The sequence below is a fragment of the Klebsiella sp. S69 genome (assembly GCF_016516145.1).
GTDB classification, from domain to species: Bacteria; Pseudomonadota; Gammaproteobacteria; order Enterobacterales; family Enterobacteriaceae; genus Klebsiella; species Klebsiella oxytoca.
In genome coordinates this window covers 75684-96321 of sequence record NZ_JACVUU010000020.1, presented here as the reverse complement: position 1 = coordinate 96321, position 20638 = coordinate 75684, and the positions used below count along the sequence as shown (strand labels likewise).

Genomic DNA, 20638 nt, shown 5'->3' with positions numbered 1-20638 from the left:
TTATGCGTCAGGAATGCATTCAGGCAGTACAACAGGCAGCTCAGCGTACTCTGAGCGCTCGTGAAATTCAGAATATTGAAGACCGTATCTACAGAAACATGCGATCACTGGCGCGTAACGACCCTGCGTCGTGGCGGATGCTGTCCGAGGCCGAACGTCTGCGCCGGGCCGGGCAACTCGCCGCCGACGAGTTAAAGCAAGAGTCGGCGTTAAAGAAACGTCGTGTTGCGTTAACTATCACTGCCCGCCAGCGCCTTGATTCATTTATTAATAATTACAAAGGGAAAGACGGAAAGCTGGAGGCACTGAATCGCACGATAGCTTTTCACGCTGATGGCAAAGCAAATTTCCTGTCTGTTGAATCCCGAGGGAAGGCTACGCGAGATTATGCACTCAGCCAGCTGCAGGAAGCCTTTGAAGCTGTTGACCCTCGATTTTTCGGCCTGTTCGAAGATGAAAAAGGCGTTCGTGATCTGGTTTATGAAATTCGGGGGAAAAGTACGGGGAATGCTAAAGCCCGGGCAGGGGCAAAAGCCTGGAAGGATGTTACTGAATTGCTCCGTCGTCGGTTTAACGATGCGGGTGGCGACATCGGGCATCTGGATGACTGGGGCATGCCTCAGCATCATTCAATGGAAAAAGTTGGCAAGGTTTCTAAGGATAAGTGGGTCAGCGATATCATTGGGAAACTTGACCGAAAGTATTACACCAAAAGCGACGGGCAACTGATGTCCGATGCGGAGCTGACGGCGTTTCTGGGTGAGGCATACGAGACTATCGCTACAGGTGGTTTAAATAAGCTCAGCGATACAGGTTTGCGTATTTCCGGGGCGAGAGCCAACCGGGGAAATGCTTCCCGGCAGATCCATTTCAAAGATGGTGAGGCGTACCTTGAGTACCAGCGCCAGTATGGCGACCGCTCGCTGTGGGAAATAATGGTGCATCATCTGGAAAGCATCAGCAAAGATATTGCGCTGGTAGAAACTTACGGGCCGAACCCGGATCACGTATTCCGTTCTATTCTCGACGAAGTCACATCAGAAACGGCAACTGCTAATCCTCAGCGCGCCGGGCGTGTAAAGCGCCTGGCTAACAGCACTGAAAATCTTTACAACTTCATTTCCGGGAAAACACAACCGATAGCGAATCCGCATATCGCCAGATGGTCTGACAATATCCGTAACTGGCTGGTGGCCAGCCGTCTTGGCTCCGCCCTGCTCGCATCCTTCTCTGATCTCGGCACTATGTACCTGTCAGCAAAGGTCACTAATCTGCCAATGAACCAGCTATTCCGTAACCAGCTGGAGGCGATGGACCCGACGAATCGTACAGAGCTGGCACGTGCTCGCCGGGCCGGACTGGCGATGGAATCATTGCTTGGCAGTGTAAACCGATGGGCGATGGATAACATGGGGCCGTCTGTTTCGCGCTGGTCGGCAACGGCGGTAATGCGCGCCAGTGGCCTGACTGCATGGTCTGATGCGCACAAGCGTGCGTATGGCGTCACGATGATGGGCAGTATCGGGGATGTGGTGAGGCGAACGCCAGATCTTCGCAGTCTCGATGACAATGATTTTCGTATTCTGAAAAGCAAGGGGGTGACAGAGCAAGACTTTGCTATCTGGAAGCTGGCCGATCAGGAAGACTGGGGGAACGGTAACACCACTATGCTGACGCCGGAAAGTATCATGCGCATTCCTGATGCAGCATTACAGCATATTGGCCCCCCTGAGCGTGTCAGATTTGAGGCTATGCGCCGTCTGCTCGGTGCAGTGTCGGAAGAAGTTGATATGGCCGTGATTACTCCCGGTGCGCGTGAGCAGATGGTTACCGGTTCAGGTATTCAGCGAGGTACATGGAAAGGTGAGCTAACCCGCAGCGTGTTCCTGTTTAAGTCTTTCCCGATCTCGGTGGTGATGCGCCACTGGTCACGTGCAATGGGTATGCCTTCCGCTGGTGGTCGGGCCGCATACATTGCAACTTTTATTGCCAGCACAACTATCCTCGGAGCGTTGTCACAGCAGTTGAACGATATGGCATCTGGGCGTAACCCGCGGGATATGGTTGGAGAGGGGGCGGGGAAATTCTGGCTTGGTGCATTGCTTAAAGGTGGCGGGCTTGGGCTGTATGGTGATTTTCTATTATCCGATCATACTCGCTATGGTGGCGGCGCTCTGGCGTCAATGCTTGGCCCGGTCGCTGGTCTGGTTGATGATGTGGTTAAACTGGGGCAGGGAATACCGCTCAACGCCGTAGAGGGCAAACCAGAACAAACGGGGGGTGATTTGGTGAAACTTGGTAAAGGGCTGATACCCGGCGCTAACTTGTGGTATGCAAAAGCGGCTCTTGATCATATGATTTTTAACCAGTTGCAGGAATATTTTTCCCCGGGTTATCTTCGTAAGATGGAACAGCGTTCCCGCAAAGAGTTTAACCAAACATACTGGTGGCGACCACAGGATCCGTTGCCTAATTAGGGGAGAACATGAGTCAGATTATATTTATCGTAATAATTTCAGGAGCTTTCCTGTGTTACTCCTATGCCTTCGATAAAAAAGGATTCAGCCTGGAGCCTCAGGCTCGTGCTGCGGCGTGGTTTGGCTTTGTCGTTTTTGGTCTCGTTTTGCTTGGGCGCTTAGTTGGAAATTAAGCGACTTGCGGTCAAATAGCAGTGCATAAACTATGCGGCAGTTTTTATATCAGTACGCCTATCAATAAGAATCGGTGCAGTGAAAATCTGTACCGTTTTTTTTTCGCTGAGACCTGTATTTTTGAGGAAAAAGCAGCTGACTACATCAGGGCAAGCGGCAATGTTCGCGGAAAAAGTGAAACTGAATGGTGAATGAAAAACACATTGAGCTTTATAGGCAGAACACATCAAGCCTGCCTATCCATAGGCAGAACACACCTTATCTGCCTATAAATAAGATATAGACATTTTGATACTTGTGTCGATGATGCTTCAGACGGTTTCATAATCGTTATAAAACCGATTTTGGCCAATGGCAATCAGCTTCATCGTTGTTGGTTTGGGGGCTGTTTGGGTGTTATTTGGCATTCCCGGTCATGGCTAAAACCATTAACCCCCTATACGTACACAAAATCACTTATCCCACTTGTCCCACTTGTCCCAAAATTCATAACCATGTGATTTATATGAACATTAAATCTTTATCTGGGATAAGTCACCCGCGTTTTGGGATAAGTCGCCTGATTTTATACTTGTCCCAGCCAACTGAGAGGGAAGTTGTCCCAGAACCAACACGACTTATCCCAGAAATGCTGATACTTGTCCCAATTTTATCCCAATTCAATAATGTAATTCATTATAAAAACAATATGTTAATCAGTAATTGCATCCTATGGGATAAGTGGGACAATTATTTTTACGAGCACATGTGTATTACTCCGTTTCTGTTTCCTCTGATTCTGGGGCAAAAAGTAAAACGTACGTCCACGGTCTGGCGTTGTTGAGATGTTTAAGCCGTGGCGTTCTTATCTGCCAGTTTTTACCACTGGTGGGTTTTTTGAGCATTCCGGCTTCATGGAGTATTTTCGCAGTGGCGTCTTTGTTGTGGCCACCAGCGACATGTTTTTTAAACGGCGCGGGCAGTACATAAAACAGCATAGGATCGTCAAAACGTTCTCCGCTGTCCCGATACCCCATCAGCTCTGTGATCGGTAAATCTCGCGGATCATAATTCAGTGGGGCAAACCGGCTCATGCCATAAGCGTTGAGAAACTCTTCCGCCTGCTCAATAATCTGCTGGTGTTCTTTGTTTCCGGTACCGAACTCTTTCACCCATGCATTGAAGTTATGCTGAATCGCATCCCGGCAACGCTGCAGATCCCAGCCAGTAATATGGCCAGACAGTAATAGCGCAGCTTCCATCACAGCAAAGCGTTCCGCAACCCGGTGAACCTGTTCACCATAGCTTTCCGGGATTAACCCGCGCCAGCGTTCACGTGCTGTGACTGCGGCCTCCTGAGCCTCCTGCTGGTGGTCAGCAAGCCATCGCACCCATTCACGGCCGGCGGCACCATGGTTAACTGTCCAGGCATCGCGTAATGCATCAGCGTGAGCCTTACCAGAAGGCAAACCATGAAATGCGGTGGATTTCTCCAGCGGCACATTTAGCAAGCGTACCAGTTGCCCTGCTTTGGGCTTCATGCCATTACTGAGCAGGAAGGTTTCGATATCCATTTCACCGGTACTCACTGCAACAGTTCGCCAGCGCTTTAACTCCCGGTTTCCGCCTTCTCTAGCTCCCTGCAGTTTTCCAGACCCGTTAAAGAGCGTATAAGCGGATGTGGCAACTGATTTAGGGTCTGCTCCCTGACCAACCTCATCCAGCGCCAGTAACCCGTCATGGTGAGCCTGTGCTTCGTTAGCAATACCCAACGCCGTACCGTACCAGGTGAGCCGCAACATATCGGGGTTGCCATAAAGACTACTGGCAATATTCGCTGTTGTTGTTTTACCTGCGCTGGATTGCTGAAAGAAATGCACCCCGAAACCATCCGCGCCCACAAGCCCCACCAGTGGTGCAGCCAGAGCAGCAGCAACGCCTAGCATCATGGAATCATTGCCTTCCACCAGCGCGGCCACGGATTCGCGCCAGCTTTGCGCGGTACCCGATACGGTGTAACCGGATGCCGTCGCACTTCGACCATGAAAAACCACGCGTTTATCACTGCCTCCAATGATTTCACCGTCAGGCATGATGTATACGCCGTGCTGCCATCCTGACAGCGTGGCAACGTTCCACAGTTCACCGGTATCACTGTCCGTCAGATGGTCTGCGAGAATGGCCCGCAGTTGCGGCTTGGCGGTAACACGCAATCCCCGGTTGCTCAGACGTGCCCAACCTTCGCGGTTGCCGATATCACCAGCCGGGATCGCTTCCGTGCGTTCCGGCCGGTTTCCGGTGGGTTTCCAGCGCAGTATCACAAAATCAATACCGTCACCTTCACCAGTTCCCAGCACTTCGACTTCTCCGCACAACCACTGGCCCGGACGGATCACCTCTCCAGACTGCCTGTCGATTTTCGGTGTGACCCAATACAGACCGCCCGCGCGGGACTCAACACACGGGACAAGCTCATCCGCCGGTGCGCGTTTTCGGTTCATCCGGTTAACCTCCGTAACCAGACTTTCGCTATGTTCTGCCTGCTCACGCACTCGCGCTAAATACTCCCGCCAGTCCTCCGGCTGCTGATCAGGAATACCTTTGTATAATTTCGCATCCTGTACGCCAGCCAGTGCCAGTTTTTCGCCGATGGCATTAATCACGAGCGGTTCAATATCCCCGGCCAGATAGACGCGTGCACAGCGTCGTCCTTTGTCAATAATGCGCAGGTTCGCCAGTTCAGCCAGTTGCTTTGGCCCCAGCCAGACTGGCGGCGTTGAGTCACTGGCAATCTGCTTACCCATGCCTTCTTCCCAGCCTTTCGCGTGGGAGTAAGCATCGGCCCCGGCAAAAATAACAGCCTCAACAAATTTATCCTTTGGCAGGCTTTTAACGTTTGGTGCATTTTTCACTGCCGCCCCCTTAATGCATCACTGGTGTGGCCGGCAGGCCGTCAGTCTTCAGCGTTTTGATAAAGCTGTCGTAAAGTCTTGCCAGTTCTTCACGCCCCTCCGATGACAGGTACATGCAGCCTTCGGGTGATATTTCCATCATCCCTTCATACATGCGAACAGCTATACCAAGACCCGTTTCAACCCCATAATTTTGAATTGCTACAGCTTCGACGTTATTGGCCAGAAAAATACGTTCTGTTAATGGGGAAACGTAGAGATCACCATGCGCACCGGAATAAACCACCGCCCGACCCGCGCTTCCGTCATCGCCGGTAATACCCGCCAGTCTGTTTTTCTCCTGCTGCTCCATGATGAACAGGAACACCACCAGCCAGCGATAGACAATCGCTTTCTGAGCATTCGATAGGATGTAGTAGCGCTTAAGATCACCGTCCAGCACCCCGGCGACAAATTGCAGCCCTGTCGGGAATTCGTCGTCATAACGCCCCTCATCAAGCAAACGAATAGCCGTGGGATAGTCCACCATCAGGAAGGATTGATTCGTATCCTCACTGTTAAGCACCGGCATGTTGATACCTTCTGGCGTAGCTTCTGCATAAATTATGTTTTCCAGCGAAGATATTCCGTAAATAGCTAATACATCGTTCATAGCGCAGTCCCTTCCTTCTGTGAATCAATGTGCAACGTATCAGCGCGACTAATGATCTCGTTGATGATGCTGATTTTTTCGACGCCCTGAGCCTCCATTACCCGCGCCATATCGGTTTTGTCAGTGAGTCGGGATTTTTCCACCAGAGTAAACTCACGATGCAGCCTGTCCTGAGTACACATACACGGGGAGTGATAACCTTCACGGTAAAAGATCACCCGATTTAACTGATGTTCTGCGATGGTAATAATTGACCCATGGCTGTCTTTCCAGCGGTCGCCGATACGGATTTCAGGATGAGCAGAGCCGCCGGAATTGCATCCGGTTTTATTTCTTTTCATAGATTTAACCCCTTACGGAATCAGGCGGAATAATGGTGAACCCTGCCAGTCGGGCAAGCTCAATAAAGGCGTTCAGGTTGGCCAGATGCTCACTGGCGGAAATGGTTCGCTCACTTACTACCCGGCCATTTTCTAAAGTCAGCAGAATGCGCCCGGTAAAACTCTGATAACGGGCTGGCTCATTTTTTGACATAAGTTACCTCCATTTCCTCCAGCGCGTCGGCAAGAGAATCAGCCCGCTCAAAAGCCACACGCAAAAGATCCGGTACGAAACGCTCTGTTTTCTGGTCGCTTGAGGATGTAAGCAACACTGCACATTCAAGCAGTGAGGCTGTCAGTGCGGCGTACTGGCGGATGCTCTGGGTTGATTTGAGTTCCTGCATGTTATTCATGCTCATTATCCCCCGTGGCATTTTTGATATTGGCTTCCAGTATTGCGATAGCTTCTTCAGCAGCTGTTTCGGCAATCATGTTTATCGCGGCCAGTGAATGAGGAATTACACTGCCGGAATACTCTGCATCATAAAGTAACTTATGCGCGGTTCTTGCGATGGCATTGATATCCGCCATGGCATGCATCAGATGAAGCATTGCTTTTGCGCACGGGGATTTATGCATTTTGCACCTCCTGAACTGGCAGACGAGCGGCCAACGAAAGAATGAAGTGCGGAGCAAGGATACTCCGGGCTTCGCGCTCAGTTGCAGCATCAACGGACAGGCGGCAAGGTTTGGCCTTTTTGTCGTGGCGATTGAGTGCCAGAAAGCGCCAGGTGAATAAAGTCGGGCTGATAGATGCCCGCCCCGTAAGGGGTGTGGTACGATTTGACATAGCTACCTCGTTACTTGTGATAACGCTGGTGGTCAGAGGCCCGGTTAGTGTTCCACCACTGCCGGGCTTCGCCGTTTTGTGCCTTATCTGTTTGCTACCTGTGGATAAGGTGTGATTTAAATTATACCAAACTGAATCACACAACAAGTGTTTAATGTGATTTATTTTTGTGTATACTGAATCACAATCCCATTTAACAGGCACCCACATGGCAACAAACACCAGCAATGATAAGTCCCGGCAAATATCGATTCGCATACCACATGATGTTTTGGATGAGATAGAGGCGGTAAAATTAAGCGGCGAATCAACTGCCGGCTTTTTAGTAACGTCAGCACGTAGCGAAATCGCCCGCAGGCAGACTGAAGGCAACGAGGAAGCTTTACTGCTATCTTCCCTTGATGCGCTGGCGCGTGTTGAAGAAATCGGCATGAGAGCCGGTGAGGAAATCCAGCATATCATCAGCGTTGCGCGTAACGAATTACAGCAGCGGCAGCGCAAGAAGCCCAAAGAGGCAAAGTAACCTGCCCGGCAAAGGCTGCTGTTATTCTGACGGGAGGCGGGGTTTATAACCCCGCTTTTTGTATCACTTAGCACTGTCCTGCCCCTCGATAAACGGCAGGGATAACTGACTGAGGCTATTAACCAGACATTCCGCTTTTTTGAGCAAAACCAAGTCGTCCTTCCTCTTCCTGAGGCGACGGCCGGCATCGCTGGAATCCTCATCGGATTGCTGACGTGCAGCTGCGACAATGCCCTGTAACTCACCAATCGAGTGGCCCAAATAACCCCCTCTCTGGTGATCCAACTCCTCCATGTAGTCATAGACCTCGGCCTGCAGTTCATAGCTGTAGCTCATGGCCATCAAACATGCTTCACGTTTAGGAAAGTTGTAGCAGGGTTGAGTTCGGCCCTTATCATCAAGGTAATCTCCTAAAAATTTAGGAGATTGAAGCTCTCCCAGAACCTTAGGAACTTTATTCATGAAGTTATCGTGGCGAAGTTTACGATACTTCTTGCATGGAAACGGTAGGCCTGCAACTTCAGCTTTTGATTGACGATCAGCATTAATATATTCAACCATCTGAAGGCTGCTCATAGTAGGAATTATACTGGTTTCAGGTTGCACGAAGCCCCGCCCGTCAAAGCGTTTATTAATATTCATAATGATGTCCGGTTTTTAATTTACTGAGTGTGGGTTTTGTTTAATTACGCAGAATGACGGCGTTCGGCCAACCATTGATTGATCTCCACAGCATCAAATGCCGTGATTTTTTCGCCTAGTTTTGTAGGCTTTGGCAAAGTCCCGTTACGGACTTTACGATCCAGAGTGGATAAGCTCATCCCCAACATTTCAGCCAAACGATATCGGCGGATATAGCCAGTTGTAGGAATTGCGGTTTGTGTGGAAGATTGGTTTTTCATATGCCCCGTTACCTCTTTATGGTGCTTAGTGATTCGTAACGGGATAATGATTGATGGAAAACGATGCAAAGTCATCGCGGCGAAAAATTAGTTTTCGCCGCAAGACTAACTATCTGATTTAAATGATTTATTTGCAAGTGAAAAATACGAATCCAATAATCTCGCACTCATTCTTTTATCTTTATCAAGAATCTCATTCTTTAGAGCATCCTGAGTCCATCTTTTGGAAGGTGTATCAGCTTTTTTCATAGCGTTTAGCATCAAGCCAGTAACCAGTAAACTATCTTCTAAGTTTATATTCTCTTGAAAAACATCTTCAAATAATCCCGTTAGTTTAATTTCACCTCTTGCATGAGCGTTGTTTAAATATGACCCGCTCAACCCACCATTAACAAAACTAGGTAATTGCGAACCTTTAATCATAGTTTCGTAAATTTTATCAATTGTCCTGCGAGATATAAGCAAGTCATTTACATTAACATTTACACTTTCAAATCCGTAAGCCACCCTATTATTCCATTCGGAATGAAAAAGATCTTTTCCATATAACACGCAATATAATTCATTATTATCTTGAAAAGACAAATGTCTTTCAGGATATAGAGTCTTAATAACGTGCTTTTGCTTTACTTTCAATATATTTACATCTTGATAAGTCAACGCCCACAAACCATGGGCCATCCCTAACAATAAGACGGCCATCTCACTGCGGCCTGCATTGAAACTGAATGTAGTAATGTTTTCTTTTTCTATTTTGAATTTAGAAAAAAAGTCCGTTTTATCAAAAAAAAGATAGTCTTTTGTTTTACCCTCTATGGAGTTAAATGCACTGAGAATCTTTTTTTTGTCTCCCTCCCATTCTGTCGAGAATCCCCTTACAAGCAAAGATGAAGGAATGTTATCAAACATTATACAAAGCTCAATCGCACCAATAGCACCCAAATGCATTAAATCATCAACGGTGCACTTCAATATTTCAGAGGCTCGTTTAATATTACAAAACTCTAGTGGTGGCAATTTCTCTTGCTGCCAAATAGTTTTATTCACGACTTACCTCCCCTTATATAAAGAACATTGTATTCTTTTCCGTGCTCCAGAGACACGAGCAAATCAGCCCATTGTGCCAACGCTGCTTTCCGCTCATCAAAATACTGGTGCCGGTTATAAATACCCTCTATGCCCGGTATTTTGTGATTAAGGCAACGCTCGGCTATCACGGGGTCAATGCCTATCGCGGCCATCTGGGTGCGCATGGTTCGCCTCAGGTCATGGATACTGAACGGCTCAACGTCTACCATTTCTTTCAGTACGGACGGCATAACCATATTCAACGTGGCCCGGCTAACGTGCGCCGTTGTTCTGGCTCGTCTGGCCGGAATTAACCAGCGACTATCGCCGGCAAAAAGTCGTATCTCTTTAATCCATTCGATCACCGGCTGCGGAAGTGGGATATCAATATCATCGCCGTTCTTCGCCCGCGAACCGGGTAAATGCCACACTTCGTTATCAAGGTCGAACTCAGACCATTCGGCGGCGCATAGTTCCATCTTTCGAACACCCAGCGCCAGAATGATTTTAAATGTGAGCTCATTCTCTCGGCTGATACCTCTGCCACGACGTAGCGCTTTGAAGAACATAATTAGTTCATCACGGCTTAACGCTCTTTTACGCCCCAGCTCCTTCCCTCCGGCATCTTTTGAACCAAAGGATATCGCTGGATTAACCTCAATCATTCCGCGCACCACGGCATAATCAAAGAGCCGCTTGAGCATTCTAAGAACATCATTAGCCACCGTAGGAGAGCCACGCTCTAAAACATCCTGCAGGACGGTATCAACATGGCGTGGTCGAACGTCCTCAACCTTCATTCGGCCAATGAGCGCGACGATATTCTTTTGCAGACTACTGCGGAAAAGCTCAGGGTGTTTGTAGGTGGTTTCTATCTGGCGGGCATAATACTCCGCGGCAAGCTCTGAAACGTGAATGGCGTTCTTCTCTGCTTCTATCTTCGCTATTGCCTCGGCTTTGCGCTCCTGCTTTTCTGCGGCTACGTCATACCCAAGAGCTACCCGTGCGGATAGCTCTTTAGCTACCTCTCTGGCTTTAGCAAGTGAGAAATCAGAATAAGAGCCGATCATCATCGTGCGGGACTTCCCCGCCAGCTTATACCGATAGCGCCAAAAAGGAGTTTTATCCTCTTTACGGTACCTCAGATATAGGCCGTCGCCGTCTGCTCGCCCCTCGAATCGTTCCCCGTTCTTAATCCATGCACGGATCTGCATGTCTGTTAGTTTTGGCATGTGCGAATACCTGAAAAACCTTACTGTTATCCAGTTGGGTACACGATGAGATGTACCCAAATTGATTAGAGGCATACCCAAAACCACAGTATTTCGTTATGGGTACACCTCTGTGTACACACTAATCATGCGCTTTGTTGCGTCGTTATGATAGCCCCTACCAACAAAAAAGCCCGGCATATGCGGGCGTTGGGGGATTCATGCTGGTGGGTAAATCTTCCTGATAGCTTATTTGCTTTTCTTGATGTGTTTAATCAAGCGCTTACGCTTACGCATCTGATTAGGCGTCAGAGTATTACGTTTGTTGGCAAACGGGTTTTCCCCTTCCTTGAACTGAATGCGAATTGGCGTGCCCATCACTTCCAGTGATTTACGGAAGTAGTTCATCAGGTAGCGCTTATACGAATCCGGCAGATCTTTAACCTGATTACCGTGAATAACCACGATCGGCGGGTTATAACCCCCGGCGTGGGCATATTTCAGCTTCACGCGACGACCGCGCACCAGCGGCGGCTGATGGTCTTCGGCAGCCATGGTCATGATGCGGGTCAGCATAGCGGTACCCACGCGACGGGTTGCGCTGTCGTACGCTTCGCGCACGGATTCAAACAGGTTGCCTACGCCGCTACCGTGCAGCGCGGAGATAAAGTGCACGCGAGCAAAGTCGATAAAGCCCAGACGGTAGTCCAGAGTCTCTTTCACCTGCTCTTTAACTTCCTGGCTCAGGCCGTCCCATTTGTTAACGACAATCACCAGCGAGCGACCGCTGTTGAGGATAAAGCCCAGCAGAGAGAGATCCTGATCGGAAATCCCCTCCCGCGCATCAATCACCAGCAGCACCACGTTGGCGTCTTCGATCGCCTGCAGGGTTTTAATCACCGAGAATTTCTCGACGACATCGGTGATCTTACCGCGTTTGCGCACGCCGGCGGTGTCAATCAGCACGTATTCACGCTCGTCGCGCTGCATCGGGATGTAGATGCTGTCGCGGGTCGTTCCGGGCATGTCGTAGACCACTACGCGGTCTTCGCCCAAAATACGGTTGGTGAGCGTTGACTTACCCACGTTCGGGCGACCCACTATCGCCAGCTTAATCGGCAGATCCTGTGGGTTAAAATCTTCTTCCGGCTCTTCAACTGCTTCGCCGTTCTGCTCGGCTTCAAACTGTGCCCAGTATGCCGCGTCTTCGTCCACTTCTTCCGGCGGGTTCACCTCATCAACCCACGGCAGCAGGACGTGCTCCAGCAGACTGGTGACGCCGCGACCGTGTGAAGCGGCGATAGGATAAATCTCGCCTAACCCCAGCGACCAAAAATCGGCGATCGCCTGATCGGCATCGATGCCATCAGTTTTGTTTGCCACCAGGAAGGTCGGCTTTTCGCGGGAGCGCAGGTGTTTAGCGATTGCCGAGTCCGCCGGCATCAGGCCCGCCCGCGCATCGACCATAAACAGCACCACGTCCGCTTCTTCAATCGCCAGCAGCGACTGTTCCGCCATCCGCGTTTCTACGCCATCTTCGGTACCGTCGATCCCGCCGGTATCGATACAGATAAATTCGCGGCCTTCCACTTCAGCACGACCGTACTTACGGTCACGAGTCAGCCCCGGGAAATCCGCGACCAACGCATCGCGAGTGCGCGTTAAGCGGTTAAAAAGCGTGGATTTTCCAACGTTAGGGCGCCCGACAAGCGCGACCACAGGTATCATGTTAAATGCCTCATACTAAAATCGATACAACGCCATTTTCACGGCGTTTTTAAAAAAGCCAAAACGGCCCCTGTCTGCCAGGGGCCGTTTCTCAAAATAGACTACCGCTGTTGTTAACGCGTAATCGCGTACAGCGTACCGTCTTTCGCCTGAATCAGCAGTTTGCCGTCAGCAACAACTGGATCGGTCAGGAAGCCTGAGCTGTCTACCTTCTGCTGAGCCACAAAGTGACCATCTTCCGGGTTGACCCAGTGCATATAGCCTTCGCTATCGCCAACAACCAGGTTGCCATTATACAGCACAGGCGCCGTCAGCAGACGGTGCAGTAGATCGCTTTGCGTCCACAGCGTCACGCCGCCGTCGGTGGTGAGCGCCAGCAGACGGTCGTTTTGATCAACCAGGTAAATACGGTTGCCGTCGACGATGAAATCATTCACTGAACCCAGCTCGCGTTTCCACATAATCTGGCCGCTGCGCAGATCCAAAGCCGTCAGGTTGCCGTTATAGGCCAGCGCATAAATCACCCCGTTCACGATAACCGGCGTCGTATCGACGTCGTTAAGACGGTCGATTTCCGTCGGACCGGTGGCGGTAGAGATACGTTGCTGCCAAATCATCTGCCCCTGCTGCATCAGCACCGCGCTGACGCGACCGTTATCGCCGCCCACAATCGCTGCGCCGTATGCCGTAGCCGGAGCGGATTCGCCGCGCAGAGAGAGCGCTGGCATATCCAGGTTAACGGTCCATTTCACCGCGCCGTCAGCTTCGTTCAGCGCCTGCAGCTGACCGTTAGTGGTGTGAATCAACACCATACCGTCACTGACGACCGGACGGGAAATCGCTTCACCCGCTACGCTCGCTTCCCATGCGACGGTGCCGTCGCTGGTATTCAGCGCGTAAACTTTCGCTTTTTCGCTACCGATATACACATGGCCACCCGAGACGGTCACGCCGCCGGAGAGCAGCGCAGGCGCGCGGGAGAACCAGCCGTCTTTCTCGGCCAGGTTAACCGACCACACCTCTTTGCCGTCGCCTGAATTCAGGGCTTTAACGGTGCCTTTACGATCGGCGGCATACACAACGCCATCAGCAAAAGCCGGGTGCAGGTTAGAGTAGAATTCGCCAATACCGCCGCCAACGGAGGTGCTCCAGGACGTGGACGGCGTAAACTGGTTTTCCACCGTCGGCAGTGGCGACATTTTCACCACATCTTCTTCGCTGTTAAACAGCGAACAACCGCTCAATAAGGTAACGGAAAGCAGCCCTGGCAAAAGTAATTTACGCAATTGCATCGAGTCCCTCTCAGATGGACAAATTATTTATTTTCATACGCATCATTTCGCTGAGCGCCGGCGAAGCATCGCTTTTCGCGCCCGCTTCCCAGGCCGCTTTCGCCCCTTGCTTATCGCCTTTGCTCAGCAGGATCTCGCCGCGCAGGTCGGCAACAATCGCGGTCCAGCCTTCGCCTTTCACGGCATCCAGGGTTTTCAGCGCGGCATCAGGCTGCTTAAGCTGTAGCTGTACGCGAGCAAGACGCATATTGATAACCGATTTCAGGTTATCATCAGAAGCAGCGGCAAGCCCCTGCTGAAGCTGCTTTTCAGCGTTCTGCAGATCGTTTTTCTCAACAAACTGCTGCGCCAGTTCAAGAGAAGCAAACGCACCATAGGTGTTTTTGCTGTCGGCGGCAAATTTCTGCGCCGCGTTCAGCGCCTCTGGTTTATCCGCTTTAAGCGCGGAAATCGCATTTTCATAAGCCAGAGACGAGCCTCTGGCGGTATCCAACTGATGGGAGGTCCAGTAGCGCCAGCCAACCAGCGCGCCAACGCCCAAAATCACCCCAACGGCCAGCGCTTTGCCATTTTCAGCAAAGAAGCGCTTCAGCGCGTCGACCTGATCGTTTTCGTTATTGTAAAGTTCCACGCAGTCCTTCTCCTGACTAATGTTTCCCGGGAAATTAACCCAGAAGTGTGCGCAAATGCGCGGCAACGCTATCCTGCGTTACGGTAGTTTGCTCACCTGAGCGTAAATCTTTCACTACCACGTTTCCGTCAGCGATTTCTGCTTCGCCCAGCACCAGCGCAACGCGAGCGCCCCATTTATCAGCGCGAGCAAACTGCTTCTTAAAGTTGCCGCCACCGTGGTTGGTCATCAGCTTAACGCCGGGTAACGCATCGCGTACCTGTTCAGCCAGACGCATTGCTGCGGACTGGGTGTCAGTTCCGGAGGCTACCAGGTATATATCGACAACAGGATCGGCTTTAAATTCCGGATTCACTGCCTGAACCAGTAAAACAAGACGTTCCAGCCCCATCGCAAAGCCGACGCCAGGCGTTGCGCGACCGCCAAGCTGCTCAACCAGACCGTCATAACGCCCACCGGCACAGACGGTTCCCTGTGAGCCGAGGCTGGTGGTAACCCACTCAAACACGGTGCGGTTGTAATAGTCGAGACCGCGCACCAGACGCTGATTCACGGTATAGCGAATACCGGCATCGTCCAGCAGCGCGCAAAGCCCGGCGAAGTGCGCTTTGGACTCTTCGTCAAGATAATCACCCAGCGTCGGCGCATCGTTCAGCAGCGCCTGAACTTCCGGGTTTTTAGAATCCAGCACGCGCAGCGGGTTGGTGTACATGCGGCGTTTGCAGTCTTCATCGAGCTTATCCTTATACTGCTCAAGATAAGCCACCAGCGCGTCGCGATAGCTGGCGCGAGCTTCCAGTGAACCGATAGAGTTCAGCTCAAGGGCAACGTGGCTGGAGATCCCCAGTTCACGCCACCAGCGGGCGGTCAGCATGATCAGCTCGGCATCGATATCCGGCCCCTGCAGACCGAACGCTTCCGCACCAATCTGGTGGAACTGACGATAGCGGCCTTTTTGCGGACGCTCGTGGCGGAACATTGGCCCGATATACCACAGGCGCTGTTCTTGATTGTACAGGAGACCATGTTCGATGCCGGCGCGTACGCAACCCGCCGTACCTTCCGGACGCAGGGTCAGGCTATCGCCGTTACGGTCCTCAAAGGTATACATCTCTTTTTCAACCACGTCGGTCACTTCGCCGATAGCGCGTTTGAATAACGGGGTCTGCTCTACAATCGGCATACGGATTTCGCTGTAACCGTAGCTACCAAGCACCTGCTTCAGTGAGCCTTCAATGCGCTGCCAGAGAGCGGTTTCGCCCGGCAGATAATCGTTCATGCCGCGAATGGCTTGAATGTTCTTTGCCACGTTTATTCTCTTTATATATACAAAAATGAACCCCGGCGCCTCGCGCCCGCAGGTTCAATCATACACGGGAAGCGTATCGCTTCCCAACACGTTATTTCGCTTCAACCTGCTGAATATCGATGCGACGCGCCTCATCCAGCATCGATGCTTTAGCGCGAATACGCGCTTCCAGCTGATCGATCATATCGTCGTTATCCAGTCGGTCTTTACGGACGCCGTCTTCGTACAGGCCGCTTTTCTTGTTGCCGCCGGTCACGCCGAGCGTCGACACCAGCGCCTCGCCTGGGCCATTCACCACGCAGCCAATGATCGAAATGTCCATCGGCGTAATGATGTCTTCCAGGCGCTGCTCCAGGGCGTTAACGGTACCGATAACGTCAAACTCCTGACGTGAACATGTCGGGCAGGCAATGAAGTTGATCCCGCGAGAGCGAATGCGCAGTGACTTGAGAATATCGAAGCCAACTTTGATCTCTTCAACCGGATCCGCCGCCAGAGAAACGCGCAAGGTATCGCCGATCCCTTCAGACAGCAGCAGTCCGAGGCCGATCGCGGACTTCACCGCGCCGCTGCGCGCACCGCCCGCTTCGGTAATCCCTAGATGCAGAGGCTGGTCGATCTGTTTCGCCAGCAGACGATAGGATTCGACCGCGAGGAACACATCGGAAGCTTTTACGCTGACTTTAAACTGATCGAAATTGAGACGATCGAGATGATCGACATGGCGCATTGCCGATTCCAGCAGCGCCTGCGGAGTCGGTTCACCGTATTTCTCCTGGAGATCTTTTTCCAGAGAACCGGCGTTTACCCCGATACGGATGGGAATATTTTTATCGCGAGCGCAGTCCACCACCATGCGGATACGCTCTTCGTTACCGATATTGCCCGGGTTAATACGCAGACAATCAACGCCGTATTCCGCGACCTTCAGCGCAATGCGGTAATCGAAGTGGATATCGGCAACCAGCGGTACGCTCACCTGCTGTTTGATAAGCTTAAAGGCTTCTGCCGCGTCCATCGTTGGCACCGAAACACGAACGATATCCGCGCCAACGCGCTCAAGGGCTTTAATTTGATTTACCGTCGCCGCCACATCGGTGGTGCGCGTGTTTGTCATCGACTGTACGGCGATGGGGGCGCCATCGCCAATCGGCACATTCCCAACGTAAATTCGCTTTGATTTTCTACGTTGAATCGGAGCCTGGTTATGCATGAAAAATCTCCCGCGTTACCCGTCTGTTACTGCGCCGGTGATTGTTCGGCATTAAGGGTCAGACGTGCAACCTGGTTAGTTCTGATAAAACGACTCAAATCGACTGGTTTACCCAGATACTGTATCTGTACCGCCGCCGGTGCACCGATTTTCAGTTTATAAGGTGCCTGGCCGCTCAGATTGAGATTACCGCCTTTACGCTGCAACCCGCTGAACAGCTTTTTACCCGTCGCATCGCTCACTTCCAGCCAGCAGTCGGCGGTGAAATTCAGCACCAGATCCTGAGCCGAGGCCGGCGCAGCGGTCACGTTTGCCTGGTCGGTCGGTAGCGGCGAAGTTGGACTGGCGGGCGCTGGGGTAGCCGCCGTGTCAACGTTCGCCTGAGAAGGCGCAACAACGGCGTTGTTATCGACCGGGGCCGCAGTCGCAGCCGGAGCCGAGGTTGCTGGCGCAGAAGAGGTCTCTGCCGGCGCGCTGTTAGCAGCGGTATCGGCGGAAGAATTCGCCGAACCATTGTCCAGAGGAATGCTTTGGCTGTTGTTATCGCCAGCGTTCAGCTCGGCGGAGGACTGATCGGCCATGGTGGAGATCTCGTCCTGCTGCGCTTTGTGGTCCTGCCACCACCACGCGCCGCTGAGGCCAATCACCACGAACAACACCAGCCAGGTAAAACTCATTAGCCAGCCGTCGCGTTTTTTGCGACGTTTACCTAGCGAGAAGCTCTGCATTGGCGCCACTTTTGCCGCACGAATGGGAGCCTGCTTCGCCATCATCGGCAGCAGTTCTTCTTCAGGGATGTGCACGAGGCGGGCATAAGAGCGGATATAGCCGCGCAGGAAGGTTGAAGCCAGATCGGCGGGTGCCTTATCGTCTTCAATATCACGAACCGTGGAAACCTTCAGGCATAAGCGCTCAGCCACCGCTTGCTGGCTGAGCCCGAGTTGTTCGCGGGCGTTACGCAAACGCGCGCCCGTAGTGTTTGCTTCTTGATGGTCTTGAGTGGCTTCAGTATTCATTCGCTACAACTACTGGTACGTGAAATTTAAAATTCAGCGCCGGTGACCCCGCGCCGCGAGACATCTGCTCAACGTCAGACAAACAGTATAAGTCCGTATGACGTACTATCACAGAGACTTATCAATATTGAATGCTAAGCGGTTGTTGTACCGCTACATACTGCCTCAAAGTCGACAAAAACGCACCGTAATTATTAACCAGAACAGCGTATTTCGCCCGGCTATACAACATAAATATGCAGCGCACCGCCCAGGCTGTGCGCTGCATCATTTATCAGACTGCCTTCACGTCGATCGCTTCGCCCTGCATACGTTTACGCAGCGTACGTTTAGTTCGGTCGATAACGTCGCCGGCCAGCTGGCCGCAGGCTGCGTCGATATCGTCACCGCGAGTTTTACGCACGATAGTGGTGAAACCATACTCCATCAATACCTTGGAGAAACGGTCGATGCGACTGTTAGAGCTGCGGCCATACGGCGCTCCCGGGAAGGGGTTCCACGGGATGAGGTTAATCTTGCACGGCGTATCTTTTAACAGCGCCGCCAGCTCGTGGGCATGCTCGGTACCGTCGTTGACGTGATCCAGCATGACGTATTCGATCGTCACGCGGCCCTGGTTGGCATTGGACTTCGAAATATAACCACGTACCGAGTTCAGGAAGGTCTCGATATTATATTTCTTGTTGATCGGCACGATTTCGTCACGAATGGTATCGTTCGGCGCGTGCAGAGAGATAGCCAGCGCGACGTCAATCATATCGCCAAGCTTATCAAGCGCAGGCACCACGCCGGAAGTGGAGAGCGTGACGCGACGTTTTGAGAGCCCAAAACCGAAGTCGTCGAGCATGATTTCCATAGCCGGAACCACGTTGGTCAGGTTCAGCAGCGGCTCGCCCATGCCCATCATTACCACGTTGGTAATCGGACGCACGCCGGTGGTCTTCACCGCACCGACGATTTTCGCCGCGCGCCAGACCTGGCCGATAATTTCCGAAACCCGCAGGTTGCGGTTAAAGCCCTGCTGCGCCGTGGAGCAGAATTTACACTCCAGCGCACAGCCCACCTGAGAAGAAACGCACAGGGTGGCGCGATCGTCTTCCGGGATATACACGGTTTCGACGCGCTGATCGCCAACGGCAATCGCCCATTTGATGGTGCCGTCGCTGGAGCGCTGTTCTTCCACGACTTCCGGGGCACGGATTTCCGCGACTTCCTTTAATTTGCCGCGCAGAACTTTGTTGATGTCGGTCATCTCGTCAAAGTTATCGCAGCAGTAGTGATACATCCATTTCATCACCTGATCGGCGCGGAAAGGCTTTTCGCCCATGTTTTTGAAAAACTCGCGCATCTGCTGACGATTCAGATCCAGCAGGTTGATTTTGGCATCTTTGTTCGGCACCGTCAGTGCGGCGCTATCAGGTGTGACTATTTGTTCAGACATAATTGATTCCGGCCTCGTTATTACACGTTATGGCCCCTGGAGGGTTAAAAAGAAACGCCCCGGGAGCGACTGCTCAGCCGGGGCGCTGTATTCTACAAATTCTGCCCCATCAATACTACGTCTGCACGCAGCAATGATGAAAAAATCTGTAACTGCCAGGCAGCTCCTCGTGACCGGGGTGAACGCGCGCAGCCAACACCGCGACGGTCGAAAAGGCGACGAGGATGGTATCTCCAAAGTATTTTACGTCACGGCGAGGCGGCGAGTTCGCAAATCCCCGGGAGCATAGATAACGATGTGACCGGGGTGCGCGAATGAAGCCAACAAAGCGGTGGCGTGAAAGACGCGAGAGATTAGCGGGTGCGCGGGCAAACCTCGCCTTCAGCAAAGAAAAACGCGATTTCGCGCGCAGCGGATTCAACGGAATCGGAACCGTGGGTGCCGTTCTCGGTGAAGCTGTCAGCGTAGTCTGCGCGCAGCGTACCCGCCAGCGCGTTCGCCGGGTTGGTTGCGCCCAGCAGGTCACGATGACGCTGAACCGCATTTTCGCCTTCCAGCACGGAAACAACGATCGGACCGGAAGTCATGAACTCAACCAGACCGTCAAAGAACGGGCGACCTTCGTGCTCAGCATAGAAGCCGCGAGCCTGCTCAACGGTCAGATGCAGCATTTTAGTGCCAACGATTTTGAACCCTGCAGCTTCAAAGCGAGAAAAGATGCCGCCAATAACGTTTTTTGCCACCGCGTTTGGTTTGATGATGGAAAAAGTACGTTCAATAGCCATGATAACCTCTTTATATATGTTGTTCTGTTTTGCAGATGAGCAGATGAGACCGATAAATACGGCGCGAATTATAATCATCATCTAAGGCGATTGCCTATGTGTTTAGGTAACATTTTTTTAAAAAAAAGCGACCTTAAACAACAAATCCAGCCCAT

Annotated in this window: 22 protein-coding genes; 3 read left to right on the top strand and 19 right to left on the bottom strand. The window is 51.7% G+C overall.

Translation table 11 applies throughout. The features are described from left to right. Positions 1–2: 2 nt before the first annotated feature. Entirely contained in the window at positions 3–2477 is a 2475-nt protein-coding gene (locus tag IAE27_RS19630; RefSeq protein ID WP_200092801.1) for a hypothetical protein, read from the top strand. Positions 2478–2485: 8 nt separating this feature from the next. After that, on the top strand, positions 2486–2650 hold the full coding sequence (locus tag IAE27_RS19625; RefSeq protein WP_168377439.1) for a hypothetical protein: 165 nt from the start codon (positions 2486–2488) through the stop codon (positions 2648–2650). Positions 2651–3403: 753 nt separating this feature from the next. On the opposite strand, the gene IAE27_RS19620 is transcribed toward IAE27_RS19625, so the two are convergent. From IAE27_RS19620 to IAE27_RS19590, 7 genes are read right to left on the bottom strand one after another with little or no spacing between them, the layout of a single operon-like run. After that, a complete protein-coding gene (locus IAE27_RS19620) occupies positions 3404–5542 on the bottom strand; it encodes a DUF927 domain-containing protein (protein WP_200092800.1) in 2139 nt (712 codons plus the stop codon). A 10-nt stretch (positions 5543–5552) separates the two neighbouring features. Then, on the bottom strand, positions 5553–6194 hold the full coding sequence (locus tag IAE27_RS19615; RefSeq protein ID WP_117040494.1) for a hypothetical protein: 642 nt from the start codon (positions 6192–6194) through the stop codon (positions 5553–5555). Next, entirely contained in the window at positions 6191–6535 is a 345-nt protein-coding gene (locus tag IAE27_RS19610) for a DUF4222 domain-containing protein (RefSeq protein ID WP_064168531.1), read from the bottom strand. The genes IAE27_RS19615 and IAE27_RS19610 overlap by 4 nt, the downstream gene beginning before the upstream one ends. Positions 6536–6539: 4 nt before the next feature. Then, on the bottom strand, positions 6540–6728 hold the full coding sequence (locus IAE27_RS19605) for a hypothetical protein (RefSeq protein ID WP_049190144.1): 189 nt from the start codon (positions 6726–6728) through the stop codon (positions 6540–6542). Continuing rightward, positions 6715–6927: a hypothetical protein gene (locus tag IAE27_RS19600; protein ID WP_064371237.1), complete on the bottom strand. Its 213-nt coding sequence runs from the start codon at positions 6925–6927 to the stop codon at positions 6715–6717. Before IAE27_RS19600 ends, IAE27_RS19605 begins: the two co-directional genes overlap by 14 nt. Then, a complete protein-coding gene (locus tag IAE27_RS19595; protein ID WP_064168529.1) occupies positions 6920–7153 on the bottom strand; it encodes a hypothetical protein in 234 nt (77 codons plus the stop codon). Before IAE27_RS19595 ends, IAE27_RS19600 begins: the two co-directional genes overlap by 8 nt. Continuing rightward, positions 7146–7364, bottom strand: coding sequence for a host cell division inhibitor Icd-like protein (locus IAE27_RS19590; protein ID WP_162825175.1), 219 nt, complete (start codon positions 7362–7364; stop codon positions 7146–7148). Before IAE27_RS19590 ends, IAE27_RS19595 begins: the two co-directional genes overlap by 8 nt. A gap of 208 nt (positions 7365–7572) precedes the next feature. Here IAE27_RS19590 and IAE27_RS19585 point away from each other — a divergent pair, with 208 nt between their 5' ends. Beyond that, positions 7573–7887 (top strand): YlcI/YnfO family protein, encoded by a 315-nt coding sequence (locus IAE27_RS19585; RefSeq protein ID WP_200092798.1) that lies wholly within the window; start codon positions 7573–7575, stop codon positions 7885–7887. 63 nt (positions 7888–7950) lie between these two features. Here IAE27_RS19585 and IAE27_RS19580 read toward each other — a convergent pair whose 3' ends face one another. The 12 genes from IAE27_RS19580 to ndk form a co-directional block, all read right to left on the bottom strand. Further along, positions 7951–8529: a Rha family transcriptional regulator gene (locus IAE27_RS19580; RefSeq protein ID WP_086074080.1), complete on the bottom strand. Its 579-nt coding sequence runs from the start codon at positions 8527–8529 to the stop codon at positions 7951–7953. A 44-nt stretch (positions 8530–8573) separates the two neighbouring features. Next, positions 8574–8789, bottom strand: coding sequence for a helix-turn-helix transcriptional regulator (locus tag IAE27_RS19575; RefSeq protein ID WP_086074081.1), 216 nt, complete (start codon positions 8787–8789; stop codon positions 8574–8576). A gap of 105 nt (positions 8790–8894) precedes the next feature. Beyond that, the gene (locus tag IAE27_RS19570) at positions 8895–9836 is read right to left on the bottom strand and encodes a hypothetical protein (protein WP_200092797.1); all 942 of its coding nucleotides are present in this window, start codon (positions 9834–9836) and stop codon (positions 8895–8897) included. Next, on the bottom strand, positions 9833–11089 hold the full coding sequence (locus tag IAE27_RS19565; protein ID WP_200092796.1) for a tyrosine-type recombinase/integrase: 1257 nt from the start codon (positions 11087–11089) through the stop codon (positions 9833–9835). The genes IAE27_RS19570 and IAE27_RS19565 overlap by 4 nt, the downstream gene beginning before the upstream one ends. A 228-nt stretch (positions 11090–11317) precedes the next feature. Continuing rightward, complete coding sequence (gene der / locus IAE27_RS19560; protein WP_004104476.1) at positions 11318–12796, bottom strand: ribosome biogenesis GTPase Der; 1479 nt, start codon at positions 12794–12796, stop codon at positions 11318–11320. 113 nt (positions 12797–12909) lie between these two features. Beyond that, entirely contained in the window at positions 12910–14088 is a 1179-nt protein-coding gene (gene bamB, locus IAE27_RS19555) for an outer membrane protein assembly factor BamB (RefSeq protein WP_004104478.1), read from the bottom strand. Positions 14089–14098: 10 nt separating this feature from the next. Then, positions 14099–14719: a YfgM family protein gene (locus IAE27_RS19550; protein ID WP_004104480.1), complete on the bottom strand. Its 621-nt coding sequence runs from the start codon at positions 14717–14719 to the stop codon at positions 14099–14101. Between the two features lie 34 nt (positions 14720–14753). Then, positions 14754–16028: a histidine--tRNA ligase gene (hisS, locus tag IAE27_RS19545; protein ID WP_004104483.1), complete on the bottom strand. Its 1275-nt coding sequence runs from the start codon at positions 16026–16028 to the stop codon at positions 14754–14756. A 91-nt stretch (positions 16029–16119) separates the two neighbouring features. Beyond that, positions 16120–17241 carry a flavodoxin-dependent (E)-4-hydroxy-3-methylbut-2-enyl-diphosphate synthase gene (gene ispG, locus IAE27_RS19540; protein ID WP_004104485.1) on the bottom strand — a complete coding sequence of 374 codons (1122 nt, stop codon included), beginning with the start codon at positions 17239–17241 and terminating at the stop codon, positions 16120–16122. Between the two features lie 26 nt (positions 17242–17267). Next, a complete protein-coding gene (gene rodZ, locus IAE27_RS19535) occupies positions 17268–18257 on the bottom strand; it encodes a cytoskeleton protein RodZ (RefSeq protein WP_004114411.1) in 990 nt (329 codons plus the stop codon). A gap of 274 nt (positions 18258–18531) precedes the next feature. After that, on the bottom strand, positions 18532–19698 hold the full coding sequence (locus tag IAE27_RS19530; RefSeq protein ID WP_004104488.1) for a bifunctional tRNA (adenosine(37)-C2)-methyltransferase TrmG/ribosomal RNA large subunit methyltransferase RlmN: 1167 nt from the start codon (positions 19696–19698) through the stop codon (positions 18532–18534). Between the two features lie 353 nt (positions 19699–20051). After that, complete coding sequence (ndk, locus tag IAE27_RS19525) at positions 20052–20483, bottom strand: nucleoside-diphosphate kinase (protein ID WP_004114414.1); 432 nt, start codon at positions 20481–20483, stop codon at positions 20052–20054. Positions 20484–20638: the final 155 nt, after the last annotated feature.